The organism is Achromobacter xylosoxidans A8 (genome assembly GCF_000165835.1).
Lineage (GTDB): Bacteria > Pseudomonadota > Gammaproteobacteria > Burkholderiales > Burkholderiaceae_B > Achromobacter > Achromobacter xylosoxidans_B.
Genome location: NC_014642.1, coordinates 50,565 through 75,967, shown reverse-complemented (window position 1 = coordinate 75,967; position 25,403 = coordinate 50,565). Strand labels below are relative to the sequence as shown.

Here is a 25,403-nt window from a genome sequence, read left to right as displayed (position 1 = left end):
ACAATCAGAATTAATTGAGCGATTATGTTGGACAAATTGAATAATCTTTCTCTCAGGCAATTGCGTGCTATGGACGAAGTAGCCACCCGCGGTTCCTTCGTCGAAGCCGCGCGCCATCTGCACCTGACTCCTTCGGCCCTGTCCGAAACTATCAAGGCGCTGGAGCGGCAGCTCGGACTGCGGCTGTTCGACCGTTCGACCCGGAGTGTTTCCCTGACCCAGGCCGGGAATGCTTTCCTAGAGCATGTGCGCAATTCGCTTCAACTCCTGGATCATGGCGTCACGCACGTGGCCGAATTGCGCGATCTGAGCGCGGGCCATGTCCGGGTGATGGGGGCCACATCGGCTCTATCCTGCCTGGTTGCGCCGTGCGTGGCTGGGATGTGGAGGGAATCTTCCCGCTTGAAAGTGGAACTGCGTACAGGCCTGTCGCAGGACATGCTGGCCGCGTTGCGCGAAGGCAGGGTAGATTTTTGCGTGGCTTCGCTTCCCCCTGGCACGGGGATCGATGTCGACCACATTCCCTTGATCGAGGACAGATTTGGACTTGTGGGACGCCACGACCATCCGGCGCTTCAGGTCGATGAAGTTAAGTTGCGCGATGCCGGAAAATTTCCATACGTCTCGCTCAATACCCGCACCTCAATCGACGACACGCTCGCATCTCTGTCAGACGTTCCCGCTGCCTTTCTGGAGCCATCATTCATTGTAGACGGTACGGGCAGCATGGCAGCCATTTTGGAGCAGGGCGTCACGCTGGCCATTCTACCCGCGCTGGTGTTGCATCAGATGCGTCTACCTGCTTTGCGCTATGTGCCGCTCACAGCTGAATTTCCTGTGCGCCGCATAGAATTGTGCCGCCGGGCCGGCCGTTCATTATCGCCAGCCGCGCAGATGCTATGGAATGCTGTGCTACGACAGGCGCAGATCCTCGGGAGGGTTGCAGGTATCCGCAACCTTGGCCCACAAACCTGAGACCGGGGAGCAACTGCGCTCCGGGTGAACCTGGATTCTATGTCGATGCCGTACTAAGTCTGGGGGGCAGGTCAACGCCGGCGAACTGAAGAGCGTCCCAAATTTGGGTGCTCCCGAAGCCGGACTCGCTATATACCGATTGACGGAAAACACCGGATATGGGTCTTCCTCTATGCTGGCTGCTCTAGCGCCAAGGCATCTCCTTCACGACACGAGAACGCCGATTCTCGTTGATGGCTTAGGGACCATCGTTTTTGATCCAATTCGAATATTGGATGCTTATCCCTACTGCTTCGCGAAGCTGTTGGCGATCACGAAGCGTTTCGTGCGAAACGGGAGATCAGGATGAGCGCAACGGTAATGACCAGCGAGACAGCCACGGCAAAGACGAACGCCCATGCTACCGGCATATTGGGAATTGCGATTGCCAACACGGCGCAGAACCCGGCCAGACTGATCGTGCCGAAGATGGCTGAGTGAAGTGTCGCGGTCGCGGCTTGCGCGCCGAATTCTTCATGGATCGTGATGGAAAGTACCGTGTATCCGATCGGGAAGGCCAGTAGTAGGCCCGAAGCGGTGGCGCCGAGCTGGTTTGCCGCCGCAGTGACGCCGGCCACGAGAAGCCCGGCCAGAATTCCGCGCAGGAGAAGTAGGCCGATGTTGTCTGCCCGAGCGCGTTTAATCGTCCCGCGAACGAACGTCGCACCTCGTTTCCGCGTGATTGCGGTGACAACCGCAAACAGAGCAATGCCGACCAGCGCTTGTGGCGGAAGCAATCGGAACAGCGCGGTGGCCGCGCCCCATGCGGCCACCGCTCCAAGTAACGAGACCAGCGGGCCTGCGCGTTCGGCAGCGATAATGTACGCGAGGAGAAATATTTGCGTCGCGCTAAGTGAGAAAAGCGAATAGATCGCGGCATTCGACGCAAACCCGGGAGGTGCCTGCATCAGCAGGAAGAGAAAGCCTGGCCCTAGAACGATGGGCAAGCCCGCGAGTGCACCGCCGATGACCGGCCCAAACCGGCCGACCGTCATTGCAACGCCAACTACGACGAAAGCCGTCGCCGCCATCCGAGCCAGCGGTTGGGCGATGGAAAGATCCGAAATAAGAGAGGAGAGCATCGGCGATCCGGCGACGGTTAGAAGCGGTCGATGGGATTTGGCAATTCCCGGGCCGCGAAGAATGCCTCCAGATTGGCGAGCACCATATCTTCCTGAGCATTCCGCGCGCTGGCGGACGCGAAGGCGATATGCGGAGAAAGGATAAGGTTGGGTGCTTGAAGGAGCCGTTCGGGCACCTCCGGTTCATTCTCGAAGACATCGAGCGCGGCGCCCGAAATCGTTCCCCGTTCCAGCGCATCTGCAAGCGCTTCCGGGTCGATCAGCGAACCGCGTGCCACATTGACGACATGTCCGTCCGGCCCGAGCGCGGAGAGAATAGAAGGGCCGATAATGTGACGATTGAATGGAACGGCCCTGGCCGCGACCACGAGGACGTCCGACCATTCCGCCAGGGCCTGGACACAATCCATATAGACGTAGGGCGCGTCGGACTTGAGGGCACGGCTGTGGTAAGCGATCTCCATCTCGAAAGCGGCGGCCCGCAAGGCGAGCTTGCGGCCGACCGAGCCCAAACCATAAATGCCGAGCCGCGCGCCCGTCAGTCCCGGCACGGCGGGTATGCTGACCAGACTGTTTCCGGTCCAGTTGCCCTCCCGCACGAAACGATCTGCGGAAATAATCTTGCGTGTGGAAGCGAGCACCAGCCCCATGGCGAAATCCGCCACGCTCGACGCATTCGCGCCGGGGCTGTGGGTGATGGCCAGTTGGCGCTGGGCTGCTGCTTCCAGGTCGATGCCTTCGAACCCCGTCCCGAAGAAGGAAACAATGCCGAGTTTGGGAAGAGCCGTGATCAAGGCCTGATCCGTTTTTAGGCCGCCTTTCGTGACGAGTGCACGCACGCCTGCTGCGCCTTCGGGCAAGGCCTCGGCATTCGAGTGCGGCAGAGGCCCCAGCACCCTGTATTGCTTGCCGAGCAAGGTTTTGAAGCGCACGGAAAAATCGCAGGCGAGCAGGATGGTTGGCTTGGACAAAGGCATGATTTCTCTTCGGAAGTATGGCGCCCAGCTATGGCTGCATGGGTTGGCTTGTTCTTGACGCTCTATAAACAGCATCCTACACTGTCGGGAACGATCATTCCATTTAAGTGAGTTGCCATGCGGACAAAAGCATTTGAACCTGACGAGATTGCCGATGCCGCCATGGAGGTGTTCTGGCAGCGTGGCTACACCGCGACCTCCGTGCAGGACCTGGTGGAAGGCACCGGCCTGTCGCGCAGCAGCCTTTACAGCACGTTCGAGAATAAGCAGGGGCTTTATCAACAGGCGCTGCACCGTTATCAGGCCGTGACCACCGCCAATGTGGAATTGCTGGCCGGTCCCGGCTCTCCCAGGGTGCTGATCGGACAATTGCTGATGCGCATCGTCGAGGACGAACTGGGCGACCCGCAGCGGCGTGGCTGCCTGGTGGCGAATGCCTCTTTGGAACTGGCGGGCCAGGATGAGGCGGTGGCCGGGTTGGTGGCGCACAATTTCCAACGCTTGCAGACGGCGCTGGAGAAGCTGATCCAGCGTGGACAGCAATCGGGCGAAGTCGCTGCCGGCAAGAGCGCTCGGGCGCTCGCCCGATCCTTCGTCAACACCATGCAGGGGTTGCGGGTGTTGAGCAAAGGCAGTCCCGCGCACCTGCGTCGCCAGTGCCTGCTGGACGTGGTCAACGTGGCGTTAGACACGCTGTAGTCAGCCCTCATCCCGCCGTCTCGGCGACTTACGCACCGGGACGGCGGGTTTTTATTGTCCATATACGGAACGATTGTTCCGATTATGAATTCTTCATCCATCATCTAAGGAGTTCCTATGAGCACTGACCACAAAGCCACCGTAGCCGTCCTCGGCACCGGCCTGATCGGCGCGCCTGTCGCCCGCAATCTTCACAAACGGGGGTTCGCCGTGCAGGCCTGGAACCGCAGCCCGGCCAAGGCACGGGCATTGGCCGCTGATGGCATCCTTGCATTCGATAGCCCGGCCGATGCGGTGCGCGGCGCCGACATCATCGTGACCGTGCTCAAGGACGGCCCGAGCGTCCAGGAGGCGATACAGGCGGCCGCGTCGGCGTTGGCCAAGGGCGCCATCTGGGCGCAACTGAGCACGGTGGGCATCGAGGGCATCGATACTCTGGCCGCGCTGGCCGAACAGCACGGATTGGTGTTCTACGACGCGCCTGTGCAAGGCACCCGCCAGCCCGCCGAACAGGCGCAACTGGTCATCCTGGCGTCTGGCCCCATCGCGCAGCGCGATGCCGTGCAGCCTGTCTTTGACGCCATCGGCAAACGCACCCTGTGGGTATCGGAGCAGGTAGGCGCGAGCAGCCGCCTGAAACTTGTGCTCAACAACTGGGCCTTTGCGCTGACGCACGGACTGGCCGAAAGCCTGGCGCTGGCCAGGGTGCTGGGCGTCGATCCGGCGCTAGTAATTGATGCGGTCACGGGCGGCCCGATGGACAGCGGCTACTTCCAGGCCAAGGCGGCCGCCATCCTGGCAGACAACTACGCCGCCAGCTTCTCCATTGCCAATGCCGCCAAGGATGCGCGGCTGATCATGCATGCCGCCGTGCAAAACGGCGTGCAACTGGATGCGGCGCAAGCGGGCCTGCATCGCTTTGAGCGCGCCCTGGCGGCCGGGCACGGCGGTAAGGACATGGCCGCATCCTATCTGGCCTGAGCGGCAATGGAGCCATCACGCATGAATTTGCATGGAAACCCCGCGTCTGCCGGACGCTTGCCGGTGTGGCGACTGCTGGCTTTCACGATGGCGGGCTTCCTCGCCATCATGACCGAAACGATGCCCGCCGGCCTGCTGCCGCAGATCAGCGCGGGCCTGGAAATTTCTGAAACCCTGGCGGGCCAATTGGTAACGCTGTATGCCTTGGGTTCGGTACTGGCCGCCATCCCGGTCATCGCCGCCACGCGAAGTTGGAAACGCCGGCCTCTGTTTCTGACAGCCATCGCAGGGCTGTTGGCGTTCAACTCCATCACAGCCATTTCCACGCATTACGAGCTGATCCTGGCCGCGCGCTTTGCTGCAGGCATGGCCGCGGGCGTGGTGTGGGGGCTGGTGGCCGGTTATGCGCGACGTATAGTTCCGCAGCGCTTGCAGGGCCGGGCGTTGGCGGTGGCAGGATTGGGACAGCCCATTGCGCTGTGCCTCGGTGTGCCGCTGGGCACCTGGCTGGGCATGCTGTTCGATTGGCGCGGCGTGTTCTGGATCATGTCGGCCGTGGCGCTGCTGCTGTTCGCCTGGGTGCGGCTGGCGGTGCCCGACTTCGAGGGGCAGACAGCCAGGCAGCGCCTGCCGCTTCGGCGCATCGCCACGACGCCGGGCATCCGGCCCGTGCTGTTGGCGTTGTTCGCCTGGATACTGGCGCACAACATTCTCTACACCTATATCGCTCCCTTCCTTGCATCCGCCGGGTTGGGGCATCGTGTCGATGCTGTATTGCTGTTGTTCGGCGTGGCTTCCATCGCGGGTATCTGGATCACCGGCGCGCTGGTAGATCGCTGGCTGCGCGCACTGACGCTGCTCAGTTTGACGGCATTCGCTGTCGCGGCCCTGGTACTGGGGCTTTCGGGCGGTTCGCCCGCAGCCGTGCTGCTGGGCATTGCCGTCTGGGGGCTGACCTTCGGTGGCGCCCCGACCTTGCTGCAAACCGCCCTGGCGGATACGGCCGGCGACGGCACCGACGTGGCGCAATCCATGCTAGTGACCGTCTTCAACCTCGCCGTGGCAGGTGGCGGCGCCTTGGGCGGGGTCCTTCTGGAGCACATTGGGCCCGCTGCCCTACCGTGGGCGCTAGTGATGTTGGCTTTGCTGGGAACCACGGTCGTGTGGTCGGCGCGGACACATGGCTTCCGTACCGGTCATCGAATCGCGGCGAGCTGAGCGGGTCCAGGCGGGACGAACGCCGCCGTAAGCCCCTCGCCCGTCCGTTCGCGAACGCTCCTCCCCCTCCCATCGAGACGTACGCTCATGCATTTGTCTTTGCGTCGTTTCTCCACGGGGGCCTCGGCGATTCGCCTTAGCGTGCGCCCGACACGCCCACGTTCGTTCCCGCCACATAGCTGGCCGCGGGTGAGAGCAACCACATGACGGTGTCGGCTACCTCGGCCGCGGTGCCAGGCCTTTTCATTGGGAGTTGGGGGCCAACCTGCGCAAGGCGTTCCCGCGAGTGAATAATTGAGGTGATATGGCGATGGGGGATGGAAGGCAAGACATCGCGGCTGCGAATCTCGGAAGAGTTCAAGGAACACCTTCGGTGAATGGGCGACTGATCGAGGGCGCTCATGTGGGCGAACAATGCACACTGCATGCGCCGGCCAGGCAGGGCATGTCCTAAACACCGAGCCTTTGCTCTTAATAGGGACGCGCCCGATCATCCGGAATTGTGTAGCAGGCAGCAAAACCTCTATGGTCGGGATTCAACGTGCCGTGAACATTTTCATGCGTGATCTGCACGCTGCAGTGACCGCGGCCCGCCACGGCCACTGCCCGGGGTAGCTCGCGAGATCACAACAAATGAAAGAAGCCGCTCCTTCCGGCCCTTTCCACTCCTCCCAGAGACATGCAATAAGCATCTCCTGCCCGGCTAGGGCGAAAACTCGAGGATGATGTCCTCCTTCTTTTCATCGGGGACGAGTTCGTCCCCCCCCTCCAGCGCGTACTTGGCGACGTGCTAATTGAATGTGCTGGCCACAATGATCCCGTGCTTGAAGCTGAACGTCCTTCCCTAGAACCCTTCCAGATTGTTCCCGCGGGCGTTGTATGTCTCGGGGTACTGCATACTGCAGATCATATTTTCGGGCATCGCCTCCGGGCTGCATTGATAGCACATCGGCCGGATTAGTCGCTTACCGGAGCCCTCTACGATGACAAGGGCGTATGTTCCTGAAAAGATGCGACTGTTGGCCAGCTGCTGCCCCACGCTCTTCAAACTTCCTAGCTTTTCCAACGCGCGTTTGATTTTCTTCGTCGCGATGCAATGGGGCAATCTCCGCTTACTTTGGCCACCTTCTTCTGTGCCGCGTGCTCGGCGGAAACGAGGCGCGCGCGCTGCACGAACACGAGTTTCTCGAGCTCCTGCATCTCGAACTGATCCACCGACCTACTGCCTCCAGAATCGCCGCCCCAAGCCCATCGCATGCGGTGAATGCGAGATATCTCGCCTTTGTGGTCATGGGCCTGGAACCAGTGGAACTTGAGTGGCACTTAGTCTCGTGACATCGAAATAGGGCCGTCGCCACGGGCCCTCTTCCCTGTCCGTCAAATTACCTGCGCCTTTCGCAGCACTGCCTGATCGGCAGCACTCAAACCCAGCCACTGGCCATAGATTTCGTCATTATCATGGCCAATGGGGCCCGCTGTGCCGTAGATGTCGCCGGGATCGTTGCGAAAACGCGGCACGACGCCCTGGACCCTGACCAGCCCGAGATCGGGGTCGGGCACTTCGCGCAGGAAGCCTCGCGCCGCGATTTGCGCGTCTTCGGCGATCTGTTTGGCCGAGTAGATGGGGACCAGGGTTCCTTTGTGGAGCTCGAAGCATGCGAGGACGTGGGTCAGGTCGTGACTCGCGATCCATTCGCCGAACAAGGCGTTCAGTTCGTCCTTGTAGCCACAGCGATTGACGTTGCTCTGGTATCTCGGGTCGGCAATCAGGTCTTCCCGGCCTATGGCCCGGCAGTTGGCGGCAAACAGTGCGTTGGTGCTGCCGGACAAAGATACCCAGTGTCGGTCGCGGGTCCGGTATGCACCGGTCGGCGCGGCGTACTGGCTGATGTTACCGCTGCGCTCGCAGACTTCTCCGAGCTGGTCGTATCGGATCGGCAGGTATTCCAGCAGTTTGAGGGTGGCCTCGGTCAGCGACAGGTCGATTTCCTCGCCGAGGGCCTGGGGGTCGCGGGCGCGTTTCCACAGCGCCGCCAGTACGCCGACGGCGCCCATCAGACCGCCAACGGAGTCGCCGAGGGGATAACCGACATGCATGGGAGGGCCGTCTGGCTCGCCACAGATATAGGTCAGGCCACCCATCGATTCGAAAACCCGGGCGAAACCGGGGCGGTCGCGATATGGGCCGTCCTGGCCGAACGCGGTGACACGCAATATGGTCAGGCGCGGTTGGAGTTGCCAAAGGGTGTCGCGGTCCAGGCCCCAGCGCTCGAGCGTACCTGGTCGGAAGTTCTCTATCAGCACGTCGAACCGGGGCAGGAGCCGCTTGAACAGCGCCAGACCTTCGGGCTTGCGCAGGTCCAGCGAGATAAGCTTCTTATTCCGGTTGGTGACTTTCCACCACAGCGGCTTGCCATTTTTGTGCGGTGGAAACTCGCGCAGGCCGTCGCCGCCGGGCAGTTCGATTTTTAGCACTTCAGCGCCGTAGTCCGACAGTAGCGCCGCCGCGGAAGGAGCGGCCAGAATGGTGGCTATGTCCAGCACACGCAAACCCGCCAAAGGCCCTTTTCCATGGCCGCCTGATATCTCGCTCATCCCCTGCTCCTTTAGTTTTAAGAACGGTGTAGTGAACACCATCATTTCAGCAGTTTGATACGTCCCTCAAACGGGGACGATGAAACGACCACAATATGGGCAATTCCCGCGCTGCGAGAGAGGCTTTCGCCAGAAATCCATGCATTGCCCACATTGCGGTCAAAGTTCATTTTCCTCTTGTAGGCACGACCAGTCTCTTCTGAAATCGCTCTGCCTCACACCAGAACATATTCGGAGACACTCGTATGCCATCGACCATACTCAGCTTTATCCGCCGTCTCGCAAGACGGCCAGGGGCCGCGGCCGGTATCGCCCTGCTGACTTGCGCGGCACAAGCGGGCGCCACCAGCGCTCAGGAGTTCCCGCAGCGCCCCGTCAAGATCGTCACCCCCTACGCCGCCGGCGGCGCGTCCGACGCCATGACCCGCCAGATCGCGGAACATCTCAGCAAGCTCTGGCAGCAGTCCGTAGTGGTAGAAAACAAGCCCGGCGCGTCGGGCACGATTGCAGCCGAGTCGGTGGCCCGGGCGGCTCCGGATGGCTATACCATGCTGATGGGCACGAACGCGTTGATGCTGGTGCCCGGATTGTTCGGCGACAAAGCCGCGTTCGATCCGATCAAGAGTTTCGAGCCGGTTTCGCTAGTGGGGACGATACCGTTCCTGTTCGCCGCCGCTCCCGGCACACCGGTCAAGAATCTGGCCGACTTTGTGGCCATGGCCAAGGCGGAGCCTGGCAAGTACAGCTATGCCTCGTTCGGCACCGGCTCGACGGGGCATTTGCTGATGGAACTGTTCCAGGATGCCGCCGGCATCAAGTTGATTCACGTTCCCTATAAGGGCGAAGCACCCGCGATCACCCAGGCGATCGGAGGACATGTCCAGACGCTCATCATTTCTGTGCCCGGCTCGGTGTCGCATGTGACGGCCGGCAAGCTGATCCCGCTGGCCGTCAACGGCCCCACCCGCGCCCGCCAGTTGCCCGACACGCCGACCTTCGGGGAGTCCGGCTACAAGGGATTCGAGCCCATGAGCTGGTTCGGCATGATGCTGCCGGCCAAGACGCCGCCGGCGGTGGTGCAGAAGGTCAACCAGAGCCTCAAGCAGATATTGGCTGAGCCGGGCATGAACAGCAGGATGGCCGATTACGGCATTATGCTGAACTCCAGCACGCCAGAGGCATTGACGGTGATGATGCAGCATGACATTGACACCTTTACCAAGGTCATCCGCGAAAAGAACATCAAGGTCGATTAAACGATTCGACAAAAAAGCGGCATGGGCCCATGGGCCCATGCCGCTTTTTTTCGCTTTCCTGCCCTGCCCTGCTCGCCTGTCAGGCGCCCGCCAGGCGCGCGGCCCGTTCGAGGTGGCCGCGACATTCCTTCACCATGCGTTCGATCAGCTCAGCGCAGCTGGGCACGTCGTCGATCAGGCCGACAACCAGGCCGGCCGATATCACGCCTGCGTCAACTTCGCCGCCGGCCAGCGCTTCGCGCCCGCGCGCGCCGGCCACCAGGTGGCGGATGTCGGAGAAGCTGCAGCCGCCGGGACGGCGTTCGGTGGCCAGCACTGCTTCGGAGACGGCATTGCGCAGCACGCGCGACGAATTCCGCAGTGTGCGGAACATCAGGCGAGTGTCGCGCTCGGTGGCGCCGACCAGGGCGGACTTGATGTTCTCGTGCACGGGCGCTTCGCGCGTGACGAGAAAGCGCGTGCCCATGTTGATGCCTTCTGCGCCCAGCGCGAGCGCCGCGGCCATGCCCCGGCCATCGGCGATCCCGCCGGAGGCGATCACGGGAATGCTCAGCGCCTTGACCGCCAGCGGAATCAGCACCAGCCCCGGCACGTCGTCTTCGCCGGGATGCCCCGCGCACTCGAAGCCATCGATGCTGACCGCGTCCACGCCGTTGCGCTGGGCCGACAGGGCGTGGCGTATCGAGGTGCATTTGTGGACGATGGCGATGTCGTGGCGTTTCATCAGCTCGATGAACTCCGCCGGGGTGTTGCCGGCGGTCTCCACGATTTTGACGTCGCTGTCGATGATGGCCTGGAGATAATCCGCGTAAGGCGGCGGATTGATTGTCGGCAGGATGGTGAGGTTGACACCGAATGCCTGCGCGGTCATGCGCCGGGTGCGCGAGATTTCGCGCGCCAGCTCGTCGGGCGTGGGCTGCGTCAGCGCGGTAAGTATGCCCAGCCCGCCTGCGTTGGAAACCGCCGCCGCGAGTTCCGCCTTGCCCACCCACTGCATGCCGCCCTGAACGATGGGATAACGGATGCCCAGCAGCTCGGTGATGCGTGTTTTCATGGTGTCAGGCCTCGAGCAATGCCGCGTAGCGCGCCAGATGATGGTCGCCGTTGCCCAACAAGACGGTCAGCGAGGTGAGGCGCTTGAAGTAGTCCCCCACCATCAGTTCGTCCGTCATCCCCATTCCACCGTGCAACTGCACTGCCTCCCGGCCCACGAACTGGGCCGCCTTGGCCATCATGAACTTGGCGGCGGCCAGCTTGCGGTCGCGTCCGGCCGCATCGTCCTCTCCCAGCGCCTGCGCGGCGACATAGGCCATGGAAATGGCCAGTTCCTTCTGCATCACCATGTCCGCCATGCGGTGTTGCAGGGCCTGGAACGCGCCCAGCGGACGGCCGAACTGTTGCCGCGTGCGCAGGTATTCGGCGGTGATCTCGATCAGCCGTTCCATGGCGCCGGCGGCTTCGGCGCACAACGCCGCCACGCCGTAATCCAGTCCGTCCTGCAGCGCCTCGCGGCCCGCGCCCTCGTCGCCGATGCGGCTATCGAACGGCACCGCCACATTGTCCAGGATCAGGTCCGCGGCGCTCATGCCATCGAGCGTGGCGTAGGCGTTGGTGGTCACGCCCGCGGCCGCGCGCTCGACCAGGAACATCGAGGGCTCGTCGTCCTGTTCCACGATGACGGTGACCAGCAGCGCGTCGGCTTGGCCGCCATGCCAGACCAGGGTTTTGCGGCCCGACAGCACATAGCCTTCGGCGCTGCGGTGGGCACGCGTCTGCGCCTGGCCGCCCTGCTCCAGCCAGGCTGGCGTCACGATGCAACTGCCCTGTGCGATGGCCGGCAGCAGGCGCGCCTTCTGCGCGGCGCTGGCATGGCGCCCGATTACCGCTGCCGCCATGACCGCGCAGGCGGTCACCGGCTCCAGCACCAGCGCACGTCCCAATTCATGCTGCACCACGGCCAGGCTGGCCGGCCCTTCGCCGAAGCCGCCGTATTCCCCGTCGATGCCCAGCCCCAGGACTCCCATGTCGGCCAGCGCGCTCCAGGCGGCGCGGTCGAAGCCCCCGCCTTCACGCGCGATGCGCCGGCGCCTTTCGAAGGTGTATTGTTCTTGCAGATAACGCCGCAAGCTGTCAGCCAGCATGCGCTGCTCGTCAGTGAGCTCAAAATCCATGCCTATGCTCCTCAGAATCCAAGAATCATCTTGGCGATGATGTTCTTCTGCACTTCGGTCGTTCCTCCGAAGATCGACGTCTTGCGCATATCCATGTAGGCGCCCGTGCAGGGCGCCGCCCAGGCTGGCGCGTCGATGGAGGGCTCGCCGCCAGCTTCGAGCCAGGCGGGGTCAAACGGCCAGGCCTGCGGCCCGGCCAGCTCCATCTGCAACGCGACCAGATCCTGCTGGATTTCGGAGCCGCGGATCTTGAGTATGGATGCCTCGGGACCGGGCCCGCGGCTGCCGTTCTCGGTGGCCACGCGCAGCATCAGCATCTCGAGCGCCATGACTTCCATCTCAATGCGGGCGATCTTGTCACGCATACGTGGCTCGTCCAGCATGACGCCGCCGTCAGCGCAAGGCGCTTTCGCCGCCAGCGATTTCAGGACCGTGAGTTCGCGGTGGCAAGTGCCGATGCCCGCGATGCCGGTGCGCTCATGGCCCAGCAGGTATTTGGCGTAGGTCCAGCCTTTGTTCTCCTGGCCAACCAGGTTGGCGGCCGGCACCCGCACGCCTTCGAGCCAGACTTCGTTGACTTCGCGCGCGCCGTCCAGGGTCACGATGGGGCGCACCGTTATGCCCGGGGATTTCATGTCGATCAGCAGCAGCGATATGCCCTCCTGCGCCTTGGCCTCGGGATCGGTGCGCACCAGGCAGAACATCCAGTCGGCGTAGTGCGCCATGGTGGTCCAGGTTTTCTGCCCGTCCACGACGTAATGGTCGCCCTGCCTGACCGCGCGCGTCTTGAGCGACGCCAGGTCCGAACCCGAACCGGGCTCGGAATAGCCCTGGCACCAGAAGTCCTCCATCGAAGGAATCCGCGGCAGGAAGCGCTGCTGCATTTCGGGACTGGCGAACTTGATCAGCACGGGGCCAATCATGGACAGGCCGAAGGGCACCAGCCGCGGCGCGCCGGCGCGGTAGCACTCGATCTCGAAGATCATGCGTTGCAGCGGGTTCCAGCCGGTTCCGCCGAATTCGGCCGGCCAGGCCGGCGCGCCCCAGCCCTGGCGGTGCAGGATGCGGTGCCATTGCACGTAATCTTCGCGGTGCAGGCGCCGGTGGCCCAGCACCTTGTCTCGGGTCGCCGGCAGCAGCGCTTCGCGGACGAAGGCCTGCACTTCTGCACGGAACGCCAATTCAGCTTCGGTAAATCGAAGGTCCACGGGAAATCTCCTTATAGAACGTCTTGCATGCCAAGCACCACGGTTGCCTGGCTGGACAACTCGCCGCCATTGCCGTGGGCCAGCGCCAGCCTGGCGCCGGCCACCTGGCGCTGGCCAGCACGCCCCATCAACTGCTCGACGGCCTCCACGATGGCGAACAGGCCGTACATACCCGGGTGCACGCAGGACAGACCGCCGCCGTTCGTGTTGACGGGCAGTTCCCCGCCCGGGGCGATGCGCCCGCCCTCGACAAAGCTGCCGGCCTCGCCCTTGTCGCAAAAGCCAAGGTCTTCGAGAAACAGCAGGGTATTGATGGTGAAGGCGTCGTACAGCTGAACCACGTCGATGTCGGCGACGCCGACGCCGGCCTGGGCCAGCGCGCGCGGGCCCGACAGACGGGCCGCGGTGCGGGTCAGGTCCGGCATCTGGGTGATCTCGCGGTGCTCGGTGGCGGCGGCCGCGCCCAGCAGATAGACCGGCTGTCGCGCCAGGTCGCGGGCGCGCTCGGCGCTCACCATCACGATCGCGGCCGCGCCGTCGGTGACCAGGCAGCAGTCCCGCACGCTCAAGGGGTCGGCCACCATGCGCGAGGCCAGATAGTCGTCCATTGTCAACGGCTCGCGCGCGTAGGCGTCCGGGTTCAGGCGGGCCCAGCCGCGCGCGGCCAGCGCGACTTCGCCCAACTGCTCTCGCCGTAGCCCGTATTCGTGGCAATAGCGCGATGCCGCCAGCGCGTAGGCGCCCACCGGCCGCGGCAAGCGGTACGGCGTTTCGTACGGGCTTTCGCGCATGGACTTGATCAGGCTGCCGGCCGCGCTGCGCTGGTTGCTGCCATAGGCGATGAGGGCGACGCTGCACTGCCCCGTGGCCAGCGCCAGGGCGGCCCACATAGCGTGCGTCATAAAGGCGGAGCCGCCGGTGCGGTTGTTCTCGGTGATCCGCGGCGAGATGCCGTAGTACTCGGCCAGCCCCAGCCCCGACATGAAATCGTCGGGCAAGGCCACGAACAGTCCGTCCACGTCTTTGGGCGCCAGTCCCACCTGGGCCAGGGCCTTGGCGCCGGCCATCGCGGCCAGGTCCAGGGAGCTGAAGCCGGGCGCCTTGCCCATACCATGCGTCGCCGCCGCGACGATCGCGGCCTGGCCGCGCGGGAATCGATCCGTCATCATGCCTGCTCCGACGCCACGTCAAACACCAGCAACGGCCGGTCGCCGTCGTTCGAAATCCTCGCCCGCACGGGCATGCCGATGCGCACCGCTTCGGGCGCGACGCCCTCGACCCGGGTCATCAGCCTCGGCCCCTCTTCCAGTTCGACCAGCGCGACGTTGTAAGGCTGCTGGGGCGGGCGAGCGCGCACCACCGTCGTGGCATGGACCGTTCCCCGGCCGCTGGCCGCCACCCATTCCAGATCCGCCAGCCCGCTGGACGGCGCGATCGCGCGCGGAAAAAACACATAGTCGCCGCTGCCGCGCGAGCGCTGAAGCATGAAGCGGCCCTGCGCGAGAAACTCGGAAAACTCGCGCTCCAGATTCGTCTGGCTCATCGTCGATTCCTAGTGATACGATGGCCGCTATTTCATAGACCGACCCGTCATCAAACAATAAGAACGCACAAATTGACCATAATGTGGTCAAGACGCCCACTACCGAGGAGGATTCCCGATGCTACCCGTGGTGCCATCGCCGGGCGGCGTGCAAAGTCTGGAACGCGCTTTCGGCCTGCTTTCGCTGCTGGCCCGCCATCATGACCACGGCCTGGCCATGCGGCAGATCGTGCAGGCGGCCGGGCTCAGCCGGCCCACCGTTCACCGCATGCTTACGTTCCTGATGCACATGCATTACGTGGAACAGGACCCCAAGACGCATGCGTACCGGCTAGGTTCGGCGGCCATGCTGCTGGGCATGCGCACCATGTCGCGCCCGCCGCTGGTCACGCAGTTCACCAACACGATGCGCCGCATCGCCCGACGCGCCGACGAAGGCGTGTTCCTGATCGTGCGTATCGGCGACTACAGCTACAACATCCACCACGAACACGTCCCGGCGCGCAGCATCGCCTTGCAGAACCTGGTGGGCGCGACGCGGCTGCTGGGGCTGGGCGTAGGCAGCCTGTCGCTGCTGGCCATGATGGGCGACGACGAGATCCGCCAGCATCATGAACGGCACCAGGCGCAGTACACGGCTCATAACCTCAGCCTGAGCCGGCTGATGACGGGTGTGGAGCGCACGCGCCGCATCGGCTACTCGGTCGCCGCCGGAGAAGGCGTGGCCGGCGTCGGCCGTGCCTTCGAGGTTGCGCCCGGTCAGGCCGCCATCAGCGTGTTCGCGCCGCGCGCGCGCATGCTGATGGCTCGACGCCATGAGATCGGCGCCCTGCTGATCGAGGAAATCGGCGACTGAATGGCATTTTGAGTCCGCCGCCGGGCCTTGCGGCAAGCGGCGGCACGAGCACTTGGTCCATAATCTGGACAAACGTCCCGGTCTTCGTTGCGGATGAAGCGGCTTTCTTCTGAAATCGTTCCATCCATAACGAGAACATTCGGAGACGTTTGCATGTCGGAAACGGTACATCAGCTTTCGGCCGCGCTGGACCCCGGCTCGATCGCCATCATCGGCGCCTCCAGCGATCCCAATCGCATCGGCGGCATCGCCCTGGACCATCTGGCGCGACTGGGATTCAAGGGACAGGTTTATCCGGTCAATCCGAAGTATCCGGAGCTGGCCGGCTTTCGCTGCTATGCCGACGTGGAATCGCTGCCCGCGGCGCCCGACGTGGCCGTGCTCGCGCTCGCGGCCGAGGACGTGCTGCCCATGCTGGAACGCTGCCATGCCCGCAGGATCGGGGCTGCCGTCGTCTACGCGGCGGGCTTCGCGGAAGTCGGAGGCGCGGGCGTGCAACGACAGAACGAGCTGGTCGAATTCTGCCGTCGCACCGGCATGCAGGTGATCGGCCCGAACTGCATGGGCCTGGCCAATCTGCAAACCCGGGCCATCACTTCGTTCGTCCCGACCTTCCGCGCGTTTCCGCCCGACGAGCAGACGGGAACGCTGAGCCTGGTGACTCAGAGCGGCAGCATGTGTGCCGACCTGTATGTCATGGGCTGGATGATGAACATGCGCTTCCGCCATTTCATCAACACCGGCAACGAAGCCTGCGTGGACTATGCGGATTACCTCGACTATCTGGCGTCAGATACCGCCACCAAGGCCATCGCCGGCTACGTCGAGGGTCTGCGAGACGGCCCGAAATTCATCGCCGCCGCCACCCGGCTGCGCCAGGCCAACAAGCCGCTGATCCTGCTCAAGGCCGGCGAAAGCGAACGCGGCTCGCAGGTGACCGAATCGCATACGGCGGCGCTGGCCGGCAACCGGGCGATCTATCGCGCCGCCTTCTCGCAGTTGGGCGTCATGCAGGCGCGCCATACCGTGCACCTGACCGACCTGGCCTACCTGTCCCGCTTCCTGGAAGGCAAGCGCGTGGGACGCAAGGTGATGGTGGCGTCGATCTCCGGCGCCATGGGCGCCTTGACGGCCGACCTGCTGAGCGCCGAGGGGCTGGAACTGCCCGTCCTGCCGCAGGCCGGCCAAGACCGGCTGTTGGACATCGTCCCCGGCATCGCCATGGTCTGCAATCCCGTCGACATGACCGGCCAGCTGTTCAGCAAGCCGCGGCTGGCGACCGAAATCCTCCAGACGCTGCTCGACAGCGACCTGGCCGACGTGCTGCTGGTGTTCGCCACCGGCTCGCTGTTCGAGCGCATCGCCCCGGAACTGATCGAAGTCGCGACGGGCAGCTCTTGCCTGGTGGTGATGATCGCCACCTCGGGCCAGCCGGAGACCCACCAGCGGCTGGAGCAGGCCGGCATCGCCGTGTTTCCCGACGCGGCGCGCGCCTGCGAAGCCCTGGGCAGCGTGGTGCGGCGCGCCGGCAACGCCGAGCGGGCCGAGTACTGGCACGAACTGCGACAGGCCGCAATGGCGGCGCCCCGCCCCGCCGCCCCGCCGCCGGCGCGCGGCGACGAATATGAGGTCAAGCAGTGGCTGGCGCAGTTCGGCGTGCCGGTCGGCGCCGCGGAGGTCGCCGCCAGCCCCGAACAAGCTGAGGCCATCGCGCGGCGCATGGGCGGCCTGTCCGCCATGAAGATTCTCAGCCCCGACGTTGCGCACAAGACCGAGGTCGGCGGCGTGCGGCTGAACATCAGGCCCGAGGACGCGCAGGCTGCGGCGCGCGGGATCGAGGAGGCGGCCAGGGCCGCCGCGCCGCAGGCCGAGTTGCGCGGACTGCTGGTGCAGCCGATGGAAAGCGGCGTGGGCGAGCTGATCGTGGGCGTGACGCGCGATCCAGTGTTCGGTCTGGCCATGACCGTCGGGCTGGGCGGCATCATGACCGAGATCTTCCAGGACGTGGCGCACCGCCTGCTGCCGGTGGACGAAACCATCGCGCTCGACATGTTGCAGGAGCTGCGCGGCGCCGCCTTGTTGCAGGGCTTTCGCGGTCGGCCCAAGGCAGACGTGCAAGCCGCGGCGCGTGCGATCGCCGCGGTGTCACGGGCGGCGCTGGCCTGCGGGCCCGGGCTGACCGATATCGAAATCAATCCGTTGCTGATCAAGGCCGAAGGCCAGGGGGCCGTCGCACTCGACGCCTTGTTGTTGACCACCGAGAAGACCGCAAAATGACTCCCATCGAATCCCGTATCGACACCGCGTTTCGCGCCTACGGCGACCAGCGTAGCGGCATGCTGTCGCTGGTGGAGCGCCTGCGCAGTCTGGAACGCAGAACCCGCGACACCTCGGCCAAGGCCAAGCCCACTTTCGACAAGCGCGGTCAACTGCTGCCGCGCGAACGCCTGGCGCGCCTAATCGACCCCGGCACCGCCTTCCTGGAGCTCGGCAATATGGCCGGGTATTGCGCCGAGGGCGAGGCCCCGGACAGCAGCGTGCCGGGCGGCGGCCAGATCACGGGCATCGGTTTCGTCAGCGGGGTGCGCTGCATGATCGCGGCGTCCGATTCCGCCATCAACGCCGGCGCCTACGTGGATGCCGGCAGCAAGAAGCTGCTGCGGGCGCAGGACATCGCGCTGGCCAATCGCCTGCCGTTCATCCATTTGGTCGAATCGGCCGGCGCGAATCTGCGCGCCTACCGGGTGGAACGGTTCATCCGCGGAGGCAGCCTGTTCTTCAACCTGGCGCGGCTGTCGGCCGCCGGCATGCCGGTCATCACCGTGGTGCACGGCTCCTCGACGGCGGGCGGCGCCTACATGCCCGGGCTGTCGGATTACGTCGTGATGGTGCGCCAGCGCGCCCGCGCCTTCCTGGCGGGGCCGCCGCTGCTGAAGGCCGCCACCGGCGAGATCGCCAACGAAGAGGATCTGGGCGGCGCCGACATGCATTCGATCGTCAGCGGCCTGGCCGAGTACGTGGGCGAGGACGACGCCCATGCGATCGCGATCGCGCGCGACGTGGTCGACGCCCTCGGATGGGCGGCTCCCCAGCCTCATCAGGGCGGGCCGGCGCCCGCGCTGGACGCCGACGAGCTGGCCGGCGTGATGCCGCTGGACGTCAAGACGCCCGTGGACATGCGCGAGATCATCGCCCGCATCGTGGACGAATCGGCCTGGCTGCCGTTCAAGCCCGACTATGGCCCGGCCACACTTTGCGGGCACGCGCGCATCGACGGCATGGCCATCGGCATCATCACCAACAACGGCCCCATCGACCCGAACGGCGCCACCAAGGCGGCCCAGTTCATCCAGCTGTGCAATCAGTCGCAGACGCCGATCCTGTTCATGCAGAACACGACGGGCTTTATCGTGGGCAGAATGTCCGAGGAAGCAGGCATGATCAAGCATGGATCGAAGATGATCCAGGCCTTGTCGAACTCTTCCGTACCGCATATCACGCTGTATTGCGGCGCCTCGTTCGGCGCCGGCAACTACGGGATGTGCGGGCAGTCGTTCCGGCCGCGCTTCAGTTTTTCGTGGCCCAACGCGCGCACCGCCGTCATGGGCGGCGAGCAGGCCGCGATGACCATGGAGATCGTCGCCCGCAAACAGGCCGAGCGCCGCGGCAAGCCGGTGGACGAGGCTCAGCTCGCCGCACAGAAAGCAGAAATCATCGCAAATTTCGAAAGCCAGTCCAGCGCCTTCATCACCAGCGGCCTGATGCTGGACGACGGCATCATCGACCCGCGCGACACGCGCGCAGTGTTGGCCTTTGTGCTTGCCACCATCCGCGAAGGCCGGGATCGCGTCGTGCATCCCGTGCAGTTCGGCGTGGCCCGCTTCTAACCCCTTCATACGCGAGTACGACTATGTATACCGAAGATCATCGCAGCATCATGCAAAGCATCCGCCGTTTTCTCACCAGCGAGGTGGATCCGTTCGCGGATGAATGGGAGGCGGCCGAGATTTTCCCGGCGCATGAACTGTTCAAGAAGATGGGGGACCTGGGCTTTCTCGGCATCACCAAGCCGACCGAGTACGGCGGCATGGGGCTGGACTTCTCCTATGGCGTGGCGGCCGGCGAAGCCATGGGCTATGTGCGCGCGCAAGGCGTGAGCATGGGCGCCGGCGTGCAGACCGACATGGCCACGCCCGCGCTGGCCACGTTCGGCTCCGACGCGCTCAAGCGGGAGTTTCTTGCGCCGGCCATCGCGGGCGACGTGGTGGTGTCTATCGGCGTGTCGGAGCAAGGTGCAGGTTCGGACGTGGCGTCGCTCAAGACGCGCGCCCGCCGCGACGGCGACGACTATGTCATTTCCGGCTCCAAGATGTGGATCACCAACGGCACGCAGGCCGACTGGATCTGCCTGCTGTGCAACACCTCCGAAGGCCAGACGCACAAGAACAAGTCCATGATCATCGTGCCGCTGCGAGAAGGCGGCAAGCGCGTCAAGGGCGTGGAAGTGCAGAAGATCAAGAAATTCGGCATGTGGTGCTCCGACACGGCCCAGATCTTCTTCGACGAGGTGCGGGTGCCGGTACGCAACCGTATCGGCGAAGAAGGCATGGGCTTCATCTACCAGATGAAGCAGTTCCAGGAAGAGCGCCTGGGGGCGGCCGCCCGCCGACTCGCCGCCGTCCAGCTCATCGAGGAAACCGCCGACTACCTGCGCCAGCGCGTCGCCTTCGGCAAGCCTTTGCTGGACAACCAGTTCATCCAGTTCAAGCTCGCCGAGCTCAAGACCGAGCTGGAAGCGCTGCGCGGCCTGGTCTATATGGCGACCCAGACCTATATCAACGGCGGCGACGTCGTGGAGCTCGCCTCGATGGCGAAGCTCAAGGCCGGCCGGCTGTCCCGCGAGATCGCCGATTGGTGCATGCAGTTCCAGGGCGGGATGGGCTACACCTGGGACAACTTTGTTTCGCGCGCCTACCGCGACTTCCGCCTGGGTTCGATCGGCGGCGGCGCCGACGAAGTGATGATGCAGGTCATCGCCAAGCAGATGGGCCTGATGAGCCGCTCTTGATCCGGGACCGATACGCCATGGAAACAATGGAAGGTTTTGAATCGCTGGTCGTGCGCCGCGCCGACGGCGTGGTCTTCGCCACCCTGAACCGGCCCGCGACGCGCAACGCGCTGGGCACGGAGATGCTCGACGAGCTGAACCGCGTATTTTCGATGATTGAGGACGACGCCAGCGTACGCGCGCTGGCCCTGCGCGGCGCGAGCGGCATGTTCTGCGCTGGCGGCAATATCGGCGGCTTTCGCGAGATTTTGCAGGCCGAGGACGCGGGCCAGGACCCCATCGCGGCGCGCAACCGCAAGTTCGGCGCCTTCATGGAGCGCTTCGTGGCGTTGCCGGTGCCGGTGCTGGCCGTGGTAGAAGGCGCCGCCATGGGCGGCGGCATGGGCCTGGCCTGCGCCGCCGATATCGTGCTAGCCACGGAGGACGCGCGCTTCTCGCTGTCGGAAACCACGCTGGGCGTGATCGCCGCGCAGATCGCGCCCGCCGTGGCCGCCCGCCTGGGCGCGGCGGCCACGCGGCGCCTGGGCCTGAGCGGCGAGCGTATCAGCGGCGCGCCGGCATTGCGCATCGGCCTGGTCGACGACCTCGCGCCCGACGGCGCGGCGCTGGACGCCTTGCAGGCCGACTGGCTGAGCCGCATCGGCCGCTGCGCGCCGAACGCCAACCGCGCCTTCAAGCTGTTGACCCGGCGCTGCGGCCAGGAGCCCAACGCCGGGCTGCTCGACGACGCCGCCCGGATGTTCGCGCGCTGCCTGCGCGACGAAGGCGGCGAAGGCACGCTGGCCTTCCGCGAAAAGCGCGCGCCCGCCTGGCGTGTGCAGTTCGACGCCGCATCGGTGCGCGCCGCGCATGGCGTACCCCCCTCCTCTTCCGCGCATCTCGCCTGAAGGATTTCCACATGAGTTCACCATTGCGGCCCTTTCAAACCCTGCTCATCGCCAACCGCGGGGAGATCGCCTTGCGCATCATGCGCACGGCCCGCCGTCTCGGCCTGCGCACGGTCGCCATCTATTCCGACGCGGACCGCGCCAGCCTGCACGTGGCGCAGGCCGACAGCGCGGTGCATGTCGGCGCCGCCGCGCCGCGCGAGTCGTATCTGAACATCGAAGCCATCATCGCCGCGGCCCTACGGAGCGGCGCCGACGCCGTGCACCCGGGTTACGGATTCCTGGCCGAAAACGCCGATTTCGCGCGGGCGGTCAGGGACGCCGGGCTGGTATTCGTCGGCCCCTCCCCCGAAGCGATCGAGGCGATGGGCAACAAGGCCAACGCCAAGCGGCTGATGCTGGCCGCGCACGTGCCCTGCGTGCCCGGCTACCAGGGCGAGGACCAGAGCGACGCGACGCTGACGGCGGCGGCCCGCGACATCGGGCTTCCGGTCATGGTCAAGGCTGCCGCCGGCGGCGGCGGGCGCGGCATGCGCCTGGTGCTGGAGCCCGGCGAGCTGCCGGCCGCGCTGGCAAGCGCGCGCTCGGAAGCGCTGGGCGCGTTCGGGTCGGACGAACTGATACTGGAGCGCGCGGTGATCGAGCCGCGCCATATCGAGATCCAGGTATTCGCCGACGGCCACGGCAACGTGATCCACCTGGCCGAGCGAGATTGCTCGGTGCAGCGCCGCCACCAGAAGCTGATCGAGGAGGCGCCCTCGCCCGCCATCGACGAGGCCTTGCGCGCCCGCATGGGTGCGGCCGCGGTCGCGGCGGCCAAGTCCATCGGCTATGTCGGCGCCGGCACCATGGAGTTCCTGCTCGACCGAAATGGCGAGTTCTATTTCATGGAAATGAATACCCGCCTGCAGGTCGAGCATGCGGTGACCGAGGCCATTACCGGCCTCGACCTGGTGGAATGGCAGCTGCGCGTGGCGGCGGGCGAGCCGCTGCCTCTGGAGCAGGAATCCGTTGCGCTGCACGGCCACGCCATCGAGGTGCGCCTGACCGCCGAGGACGTGCCGGCCGGCTTCCTGCCGCAAAGCGGCCCGGTGCTGCGCTGGCGCCCGCCCGTCGCGGGCCATGATGTGCGCGTGGACCACGGCCTGCGCGAAGGCGGTTCGGTCCCGCCGCATTACGACTCCATGATCGCCAAGCTGGTGGCCTACGGCGCGACCCGCGACGAGGCCCGCCGCAAGCTGCGCCTGGCGCTGGAGGACTGCGCCTTGCTCGGCATCGCCAGCAACCAGCGCTTCCTGACCGATTGCCTGGCGCATCCGGCGTTCGCCGCCGGCGAGGTCCACACCGGCTTCATCGCCCAGCACATGGAACGCGCGCTCGCGCAAGCGGCGCCCGACCCGGTCGTGCTGGCCACGGCCGCCCTGTGCGCCAGCGGCTGGCCCGAGGCCGGCGCCGGCAAGCTGGGCGGGCTGGCTTTCGGGGTGGAACTGAAGCACAGCCGCGACAACTGGACGATACGGCTGCAACCCGCGGACGGCGGCGTGGACGCGACCGTGCAGGGCGCCGGCGACGACGCCCCGGCGGCGGTGCGCATACTGCTGCTGGAGGCGCCCGAAGCCGGCCTCTGGCGCCTGGAATGCAACGGCCAGGCCTGCAAGGCGCTGTATGCCGCGGACGGCAACGATATTCACCTTTTCATGCAGAGTCAGGCCTGGCGCTTCCAGACGGTGGATGCGCGGCGCTCGCGCGACGCCGAGAGCGGCGATGGCCTGCTGAACGCGCCGCTGGCCGGCCGCATCGCGGCCGTGCACGTGGCGCTGGGCGACGAGGTGCAAGCCGGCCAGGTTCTGGTCGTACTGGAGGCAATGAAGATGGAACACAGCCTTTGCGCGCCGTTCGACGGGCGGATCGCGGAACTGTCCGCGCAGGTCGGCGGACAGGCCCGGGCGGGCGGCAAACTGGTGCAGGTGGTCGAACTGGCCAAGGAGGAACTGGCATGAACCGGAATCGAACCGTCCGCATCGGCGGCGCCAGCGGCTTCTGGGGCGACTCGGCCATGGCCACGCCGCAACTGCTGGAAGTGCCCGGACTGCAATACCTGGTGTACGACTACCTGGCCGAAACCACCATGTCCATCATGTCCCGCGCGCGGGCCAAGAATCCGGGCGCGGGCTACGCCACCGACTTCGTGACGGCGGCCATGGGGCCGCACCTGGCGACCATTCTGGCGCGCGGCATCAAAGTGGTGGCCAACGCCGGGGGCCTCAATCCGCACGCATGCGCCGAAGCCTTGCAGCAGGTCGCGGCCGAACAGGGGCTGCATCCCAAGGTGGCGGTGTTGAGCGGCGACGACCTCATGCACGCCATGCCCGCCTGGACCGAGGCCGGGCTGGCCGACATGCACACCGGCGAGGCGCCGCCGGCCGGCCTGATGTCGGCCAATGCCTATATCGGCGCCCAGGGTATCGCGCGCGCGCTGGCCTGGGGCGCGGACATCGTGGTCACGGGCCGCTGCGTGGACAGCGCCGTGGTCCTGGGGCCGCTGGTGCATGAGTTCGGCTGGTCCTGGACCGACTGGGACCGGCTGGCCAGCGGCACGCTGGCCGGCCATATCGTCGAATGCGGCGCACAGGCCACCGGCGGCCTGTTCACCGACTGGCAATCGGTGCAGGACTGGGACCGTATAGGCTATCCGGTCATCGATTGCGCCGAGGACGGCAGCTTCGTGGTGTCCAAGCCGGCGGACACGGGCGGCCTCATCCACCCCGGCGCGGTGGCCGAACAGATCCTGTATGAGATCGGCGACCCGGGCGCCTACCTGATGCCGGACGTCACCTGCGATTTCCGCGACGTGCGCATCGAGGCCCTCGACGCCGACCACGTCCGCGTCAGCGGCGTGCGCGGACGCGCGCCCGGTGGCCAGTACAAGTGCAATGGCACCTGGCTGGACGGCCACCAGATCGCGCTGGCCCTGGCGATCCGTGGCATCGACGCGCCGGAGAAGGCACGGCGCACGGCGCAGGCGCTCCTGCAGCGCACCCGCCGCATGCTGGCCGAGCACGGCTATCCGGACTACACCGAAACCAGTATCGAGTTGATCGGATGCGAGGCGCTGTACGGCCCGCAAGCGCAGCCGCTGCCGACCCGCGAGGTGCTGCTGCGGCTGGCGGCCAGGCACCCGGATCCCAAGGCCCTGCGGTTCCTCCAGCGCGAATGCGCCTCGGCCGGCACCTCCATGGCGGCGGGCACCCGTGCCACGCTGTTCGGCCGGGCCGACATCCAGCAGGTGGTCAAGGTGTTCTCGTTCCTGGTCGACAAGTCCGAGGTGCCGCTGGCCGTGACGCTGGGTGCGCGCAGGGAAACGATGGACGTGGGCGCCGAGATCGGCGATCTGCCGCCCGCCGCGCCGCTGGCCCCTGCCCCGGCCGGCGGCGAGGCGCCGGGTCCGCGCGTCCAGGCGCCGCTGGTGGCCCTGGCCTGGGCGCGCAGCGGCGACAAGGGCGACGACGAGAACATCGGCGTCATCGCCCGCGAGCCCAGGTTCCTGCCGCTGTTGCGCGAGCAACTGACGCCGCAGGCCGTGCGGGAGTGGTTCGCGCACCTGGTGCGCGGCGAGGTCGTGCGCTATGAAGTGCCCGGCATCCATGCGCTGAACTTCGTCATGGGACAGGCGCTGGGCGGCGGCGGCGCGGCCAGCCTGCGCTCCGATCCGCTGGGCAAGAGCTTTGCCCAGATGCTGCTGGACTTTCCGCTGTCGGTACCGGCGGCCTGGGTGCAACGCTAGCCGCTCGCGGCATCCGCGGGGCCTTGCGCCACGCCCCAAAAAAAGATGGCCCGTCAATCTGATT

At 65.5% G+C, this 25,403-nt stretch carries 21 protein-coding genes; 12 read left to right on the top strand and 9 right to left on the bottom strand.

Features of this window, described 5'->3' with window-relative positions:
* Positions 1-24 precede the first annotated feature (24 nt).
* Entirely contained in the window at positions 25-975 is a 951-nt protein-coding gene (locus tag AXYL_RS33175; protein ID WP_013397187.1) for a LysR family transcriptional regulator, read from the top strand.
* 311 nt (positions 976-1,286) lie between these two features.
* Here AXYL_RS33175 and AXYL_RS34165 read toward each other — a convergent pair whose 3' ends face one another.
* Complete coding sequence (locus tag AXYL_RS34165) at positions 1,287-2,096, bottom strand: hypothetical protein (RefSeq protein WP_013397186.1); 810 nt, start codon at positions 2,094-2,096, stop codon at positions 1,287-1,289.
* A gap of 17 nt (positions 2,097-2,113) precedes the next feature.
* Complete coding sequence (locus AXYL_RS33165) at positions 2,114-3,073, bottom strand: 2-hydroxyacid dehydrogenase (RefSeq protein WP_013397185.1); 960 nt, start codon at positions 3,071-3,073, stop codon at positions 2,114-2,116.
* Positions 3,074-3,190: 117 nt separating this feature from the next.
* Between AXYL_RS33165 and AXYL_RS33160 the strand changes: the two genes are divergently transcribed.
* The 3 genes from AXYL_RS33160 to AXYL_RS33150 all read left to right on the top strand — a co-directional run bounded on the left by AXYL_RS33160 (position 3,191) and on the right by AXYL_RS33150 (position 5,971).
* The gene (locus AXYL_RS33160) at positions 3,191-3,772 is read left to right on the top strand and encodes a TetR/AcrR family transcriptional regulator (protein ID WP_013397184.1); all 582 of its coding nucleotides are present in this window, start codon (positions 3,191-3,193) and stop codon (positions 3,770-3,772) included.
* Positions 3,773-3,889: 117 nt separating this feature from the next.
* Positions 3,890-4,753 (top strand): NAD(P)-dependent oxidoreductase, encoded by an 864-nt coding sequence (locus AXYL_RS33155; protein WP_013397183.1) that lies wholly within the window; start codon positions 3,890-3,892, stop codon positions 4,751-4,753.
* Positions 4,754-4,774: 21 nt separating this feature from the next.
* Complete coding sequence (locus tag AXYL_RS33150; protein ID WP_013397182.1) at positions 4,775-5,971, top strand: MFS transporter; 1,197 nt, start codon at positions 4,775-4,777, stop codon at positions 5,969-5,971.
* 136 nt (positions 5,972-6,107) lie between these two features.
* On the opposite strand, the gene AXYL_RS35380 is transcribed toward AXYL_RS33150, so the two are convergent.
* Positions 6,108-6,374, bottom strand: coding sequence for an SDR family oxidoreductase (locus AXYL_RS35380; RefSeq protein ID WP_085947907.1), 267 nt, complete (start codon positions 6,372-6,374; stop codon positions 6,108-6,110).
* A 974-nt stretch (positions 6,375-7,348) separates the two neighbouring features.
* Entirely contained in the window at positions 7,349-8,566 is a 1,218-nt protein-coding gene (locus tag AXYL_RS33140; RefSeq protein WP_013397178.1) for a CaiB/BaiF CoA transferase family protein, read from the bottom strand.
* Positions 8,567-8,811: 245 nt separating this feature from the next.
* Between AXYL_RS33140 and AXYL_RS33135 the strand changes: the two genes are divergently transcribed.
* On the top strand, positions 8,812-9,822 hold the full coding sequence (locus AXYL_RS33135; protein WP_013397177.1) for a Bug family tripartite tricarboxylate transporter substrate binding protein: 1,011 nt from the start codon (positions 8,812-8,814) through the stop codon (positions 9,820-9,822).
* 79 nt (positions 9,823-9,901) lie between these two features.
* On the opposite strand, the gene AXYL_RS33130 is transcribed toward AXYL_RS33135, so the two are convergent.
* The 5 genes from AXYL_RS33130 to AXYL_RS33110 are packed head-to-tail and all read right to left on the bottom strand — an operon-like array spanning position 9,902 to position 14,744.
* Complete coding sequence (locus AXYL_RS33130; protein WP_013397176.1) at positions 9,902-10,876, bottom strand: NAD(P)H-dependent flavin oxidoreductase; 975 nt, start codon at positions 10,874-10,876, stop codon at positions 9,902-9,904.
* A 4-nt stretch (positions 10,877-10,880) separates the two neighbouring features.
* Positions 10,881-11,993, bottom strand: a complete 1,113-nt coding sequence (locus tag AXYL_RS33125; RefSeq protein ID WP_013397175.1) for an acyl-CoA dehydrogenase family protein — start codon at positions 11,991-11,993, stop codon at positions 10,881-10,883.
* An 11-nt stretch (positions 11,994-12,004) separates the two neighbouring features.
* Complete coding sequence (locus AXYL_RS33120) at positions 12,005-13,201, bottom strand: acyl-CoA dehydrogenase family protein (RefSeq protein WP_013397174.1); 1,197 nt, start codon at positions 13,199-13,201, stop codon at positions 12,005-12,007.
* Between the two features lie 11 nt (positions 13,202-13,212).
* Positions 13,213-14,370 carry a thiolase gene (locus AXYL_RS33115; protein ID WP_013397173.1) on the bottom strand — a complete coding sequence of 386 codons (1,158 nt, stop codon included), beginning with the start codon at positions 14,368-14,370 and terminating at the stop codon, positions 13,213-13,215.
* Complete coding sequence (locus tag AXYL_RS33110) at positions 14,367-14,744, bottom strand: Zn-ribbon domain-containing OB-fold protein (protein ID WP_013397172.1); 378 nt, start codon at positions 14,742-14,744, stop codon at positions 14,367-14,369. Before AXYL_RS33110 ends, AXYL_RS33115 begins: the two co-directional genes overlap by 4 nt.
* A gap of 118 nt (positions 14,745-14,862) precedes the next feature.
* On the opposite strand from AXYL_RS33110, the gene AXYL_RS33105 reads away from it, so the two are divergent.
* From AXYL_RS33105 to AXYL_RS33075, 7 genes are all read left to right on the top strand, one after another.
* Positions 14,863-15,600 carry an IclR family transcriptional regulator gene (locus AXYL_RS33105; RefSeq protein WP_013397171.1) on the top strand — a complete coding sequence of 246 codons (738 nt, stop codon included), beginning with the start codon at positions 14,863-14,865 and terminating at the stop codon, positions 15,598-15,600.
* A 153-nt stretch (positions 15,601-15,753) separates the two neighbouring features.
* Positions 15,754-17,877, top strand: coding sequence for an acetate--CoA ligase family protein (locus AXYL_RS33100; RefSeq protein ID WP_013397170.1), 2,124 nt, complete (start codon positions 15,754-15,756; stop codon positions 17,875-17,877).
* A complete protein-coding gene (locus AXYL_RS33095; protein ID WP_013397169.1) occupies positions 17,874-19,487 on the top strand; it encodes an acyl-CoA carboxylase subunit beta in 1,614 nt (537 codons plus the stop codon). Before AXYL_RS33100 ends, AXYL_RS33095 begins: the two co-directional genes overlap by 4 nt.
* Before the next feature lie 23 nt (positions 19,488-19,510).
* Positions 19,511-20,668 (top strand): acyl-CoA dehydrogenase family protein, encoded by a 1,158-nt coding sequence (locus tag AXYL_RS33090; protein ID WP_013397168.1) that lies wholly within the window; start codon positions 19,511-19,513, stop codon positions 20,666-20,668.
* A 17-nt stretch (positions 20,669-20,685) separates the two neighbouring features.
* Entirely contained in the window at positions 20,686-21,555 is an 870-nt protein-coding gene (locus AXYL_RS33085) for an enoyl-CoA hydratase/isomerase family protein (protein ID WP_013397167.1), read from the top strand.
* Positions 21,556-21,566: 11 nt separating this feature from the next.
* On the top strand, positions 21,567-23,555 hold the full coding sequence (locus AXYL_RS33080; protein ID WP_013397166.1) for an acetyl/propionyl/methylcrotonyl-CoA carboxylase subunit alpha: 1,989 nt from the start codon (positions 21,567-21,569) through the stop codon (positions 23,553-23,555).
* On the top strand, positions 23,552-25,339 hold the full coding sequence (locus tag AXYL_RS33075) for an acyclic terpene utilization AtuA family protein (RefSeq protein WP_013397165.1): 1,788 nt from the start codon (positions 23,552-23,554) through the stop codon (positions 25,337-25,339). The genes AXYL_RS33080 and AXYL_RS33075 overlap by 4 nt, the downstream gene beginning before the upstream one ends.
* Positions 25,340-25,403 lie beyond the last annotated feature (64 nt).

Bases quoted from the DNA above. Each gene is read 5' to 3' on its own strand.
- AXYL_RS33175 (WP_013397187.1), top strand. From the start codon at position 25: ATGTTGGACAAATTGAATAATCTTTCTCTCAGGCAATTGCGTGCTATG.
- AXYL_RS34165 (WP_013397186.1), bottom strand. From the start codon at position 2,096: ATGCTCTCCTCTCTTATTTCGGATCTTTCCATCGCCCAACCGCTGGCT.
- AXYL_RS33165 (WP_013397185.1), bottom strand. From the start codon at position 3,073: ATGCCTTTGTCCAAGCCAACCATCCTGCTCGCCTGCGATTTTTCCGTG.
- AXYL_RS33160 (WP_013397184.1), top strand. From the start codon at position 3,191: ATGCGGACAAAAGCATTTGAACCTGACGAGATTGCCGATGCCGCCATG.
- AXYL_RS33155 (WP_013397183.1), top strand. From the start codon at position 3,890: ATGAGCACTGACCACAAAGCCACCGTAGCCGTCCTCGGCACCGGCCTG.
- AXYL_RS33150 (WP_013397182.1), top strand. From the start codon at position 4,775: ATGAATTTGCATGGAAACCCCGCGTCTGCCGGACGCTTGCCGGTGTGG.
- AXYL_RS35380 (WP_085947907.1), bottom strand. From the start codon at position 6,374: ATGAGCGCCCTCGATCAGTCGCCCATTCACCGAAGGTGTTCCTTGAAC.
- AXYL_RS33140 (WP_013397178.1), bottom strand. From the start codon at position 8,566: ATGAGCGAGATATCAGGCGGCCATGGAAAAGGGCCTTTGGCGGGTTTG.
- AXYL_RS33135 (WP_013397177.1), top strand. From the start codon at position 8,812: ATGCCATCGACCATACTCAGCTTTATCCGCCGTCTCGCAAGACGGCCA.
- AXYL_RS33130 (WP_013397176.1), bottom strand. From the start codon at position 10,876: ATGAAAACACGCATCACCGAGCTGCTGGGCATCCGTTATCCCATCGTT.
- AXYL_RS33125 (WP_013397175.1), bottom strand. From the start codon at position 11,993: ATGGATTTTGAGCTCACTGACGAGCAGCGCATGCTGGCTGACAGCTTG.
- AXYL_RS33115 (WP_013397173.1), bottom strand. From the start codon at position 14,370: ATGATGACGGATCGATTCCCGCGCGGCCAGGCCGCGATCGTCGCGGCG.
- AXYL_RS33110 (WP_013397172.1), bottom strand. From the start codon at position 14,744: ATGAGCCAGACGAATCTGGAGCGCGAGTTTTCCGAGTTTCTCGCGCAG.
- AXYL_RS33105 (WP_013397171.1), top strand. From the start codon at position 14,863: ATGCTACCCGTGGTGCCATCGCCGGGCGGCGTGCAAAGTCTGGAACGC.
- AXYL_RS33100 (WP_013397170.1), top strand. From the start codon at position 15,754: ATGTCGGAAACGGTACATCAGCTTTCGGCCGCGCTGGACCCCGGCTCG.
- AXYL_RS33095 (WP_013397169.1), top strand. From the start codon at position 17,874: ATGACTCCCATCGAATCCCGTATCGACACCGCGTTTCGCGCCTACGGC.
- AXYL_RS33090 (WP_013397168.1), top strand. From the start codon at position 19,511: ATGTATACCGAAGATCATCGCAGCATCATGCAAAGCATCCGCCGTTTT.
- AXYL_RS33085 (WP_013397167.1), top strand. From the start codon at position 20,686: ATGGAAACAATGGAAGGTTTTGAATCGCTGGTCGTGCGCCGCGCCGAC.
- AXYL_RS33080 (WP_013397166.1), top strand. From the start codon at position 21,567: ATGAGTTCACCATTGCGGCCCTTTCAAACCCTGCTCATCGCCAACCGC.
- AXYL_RS33075 (WP_013397165.1), top strand. From the start codon at position 23,552: ATGAACCGGAATCGAACCGTCCGCATCGGCGGCGCCAGCGGCTTCTGG.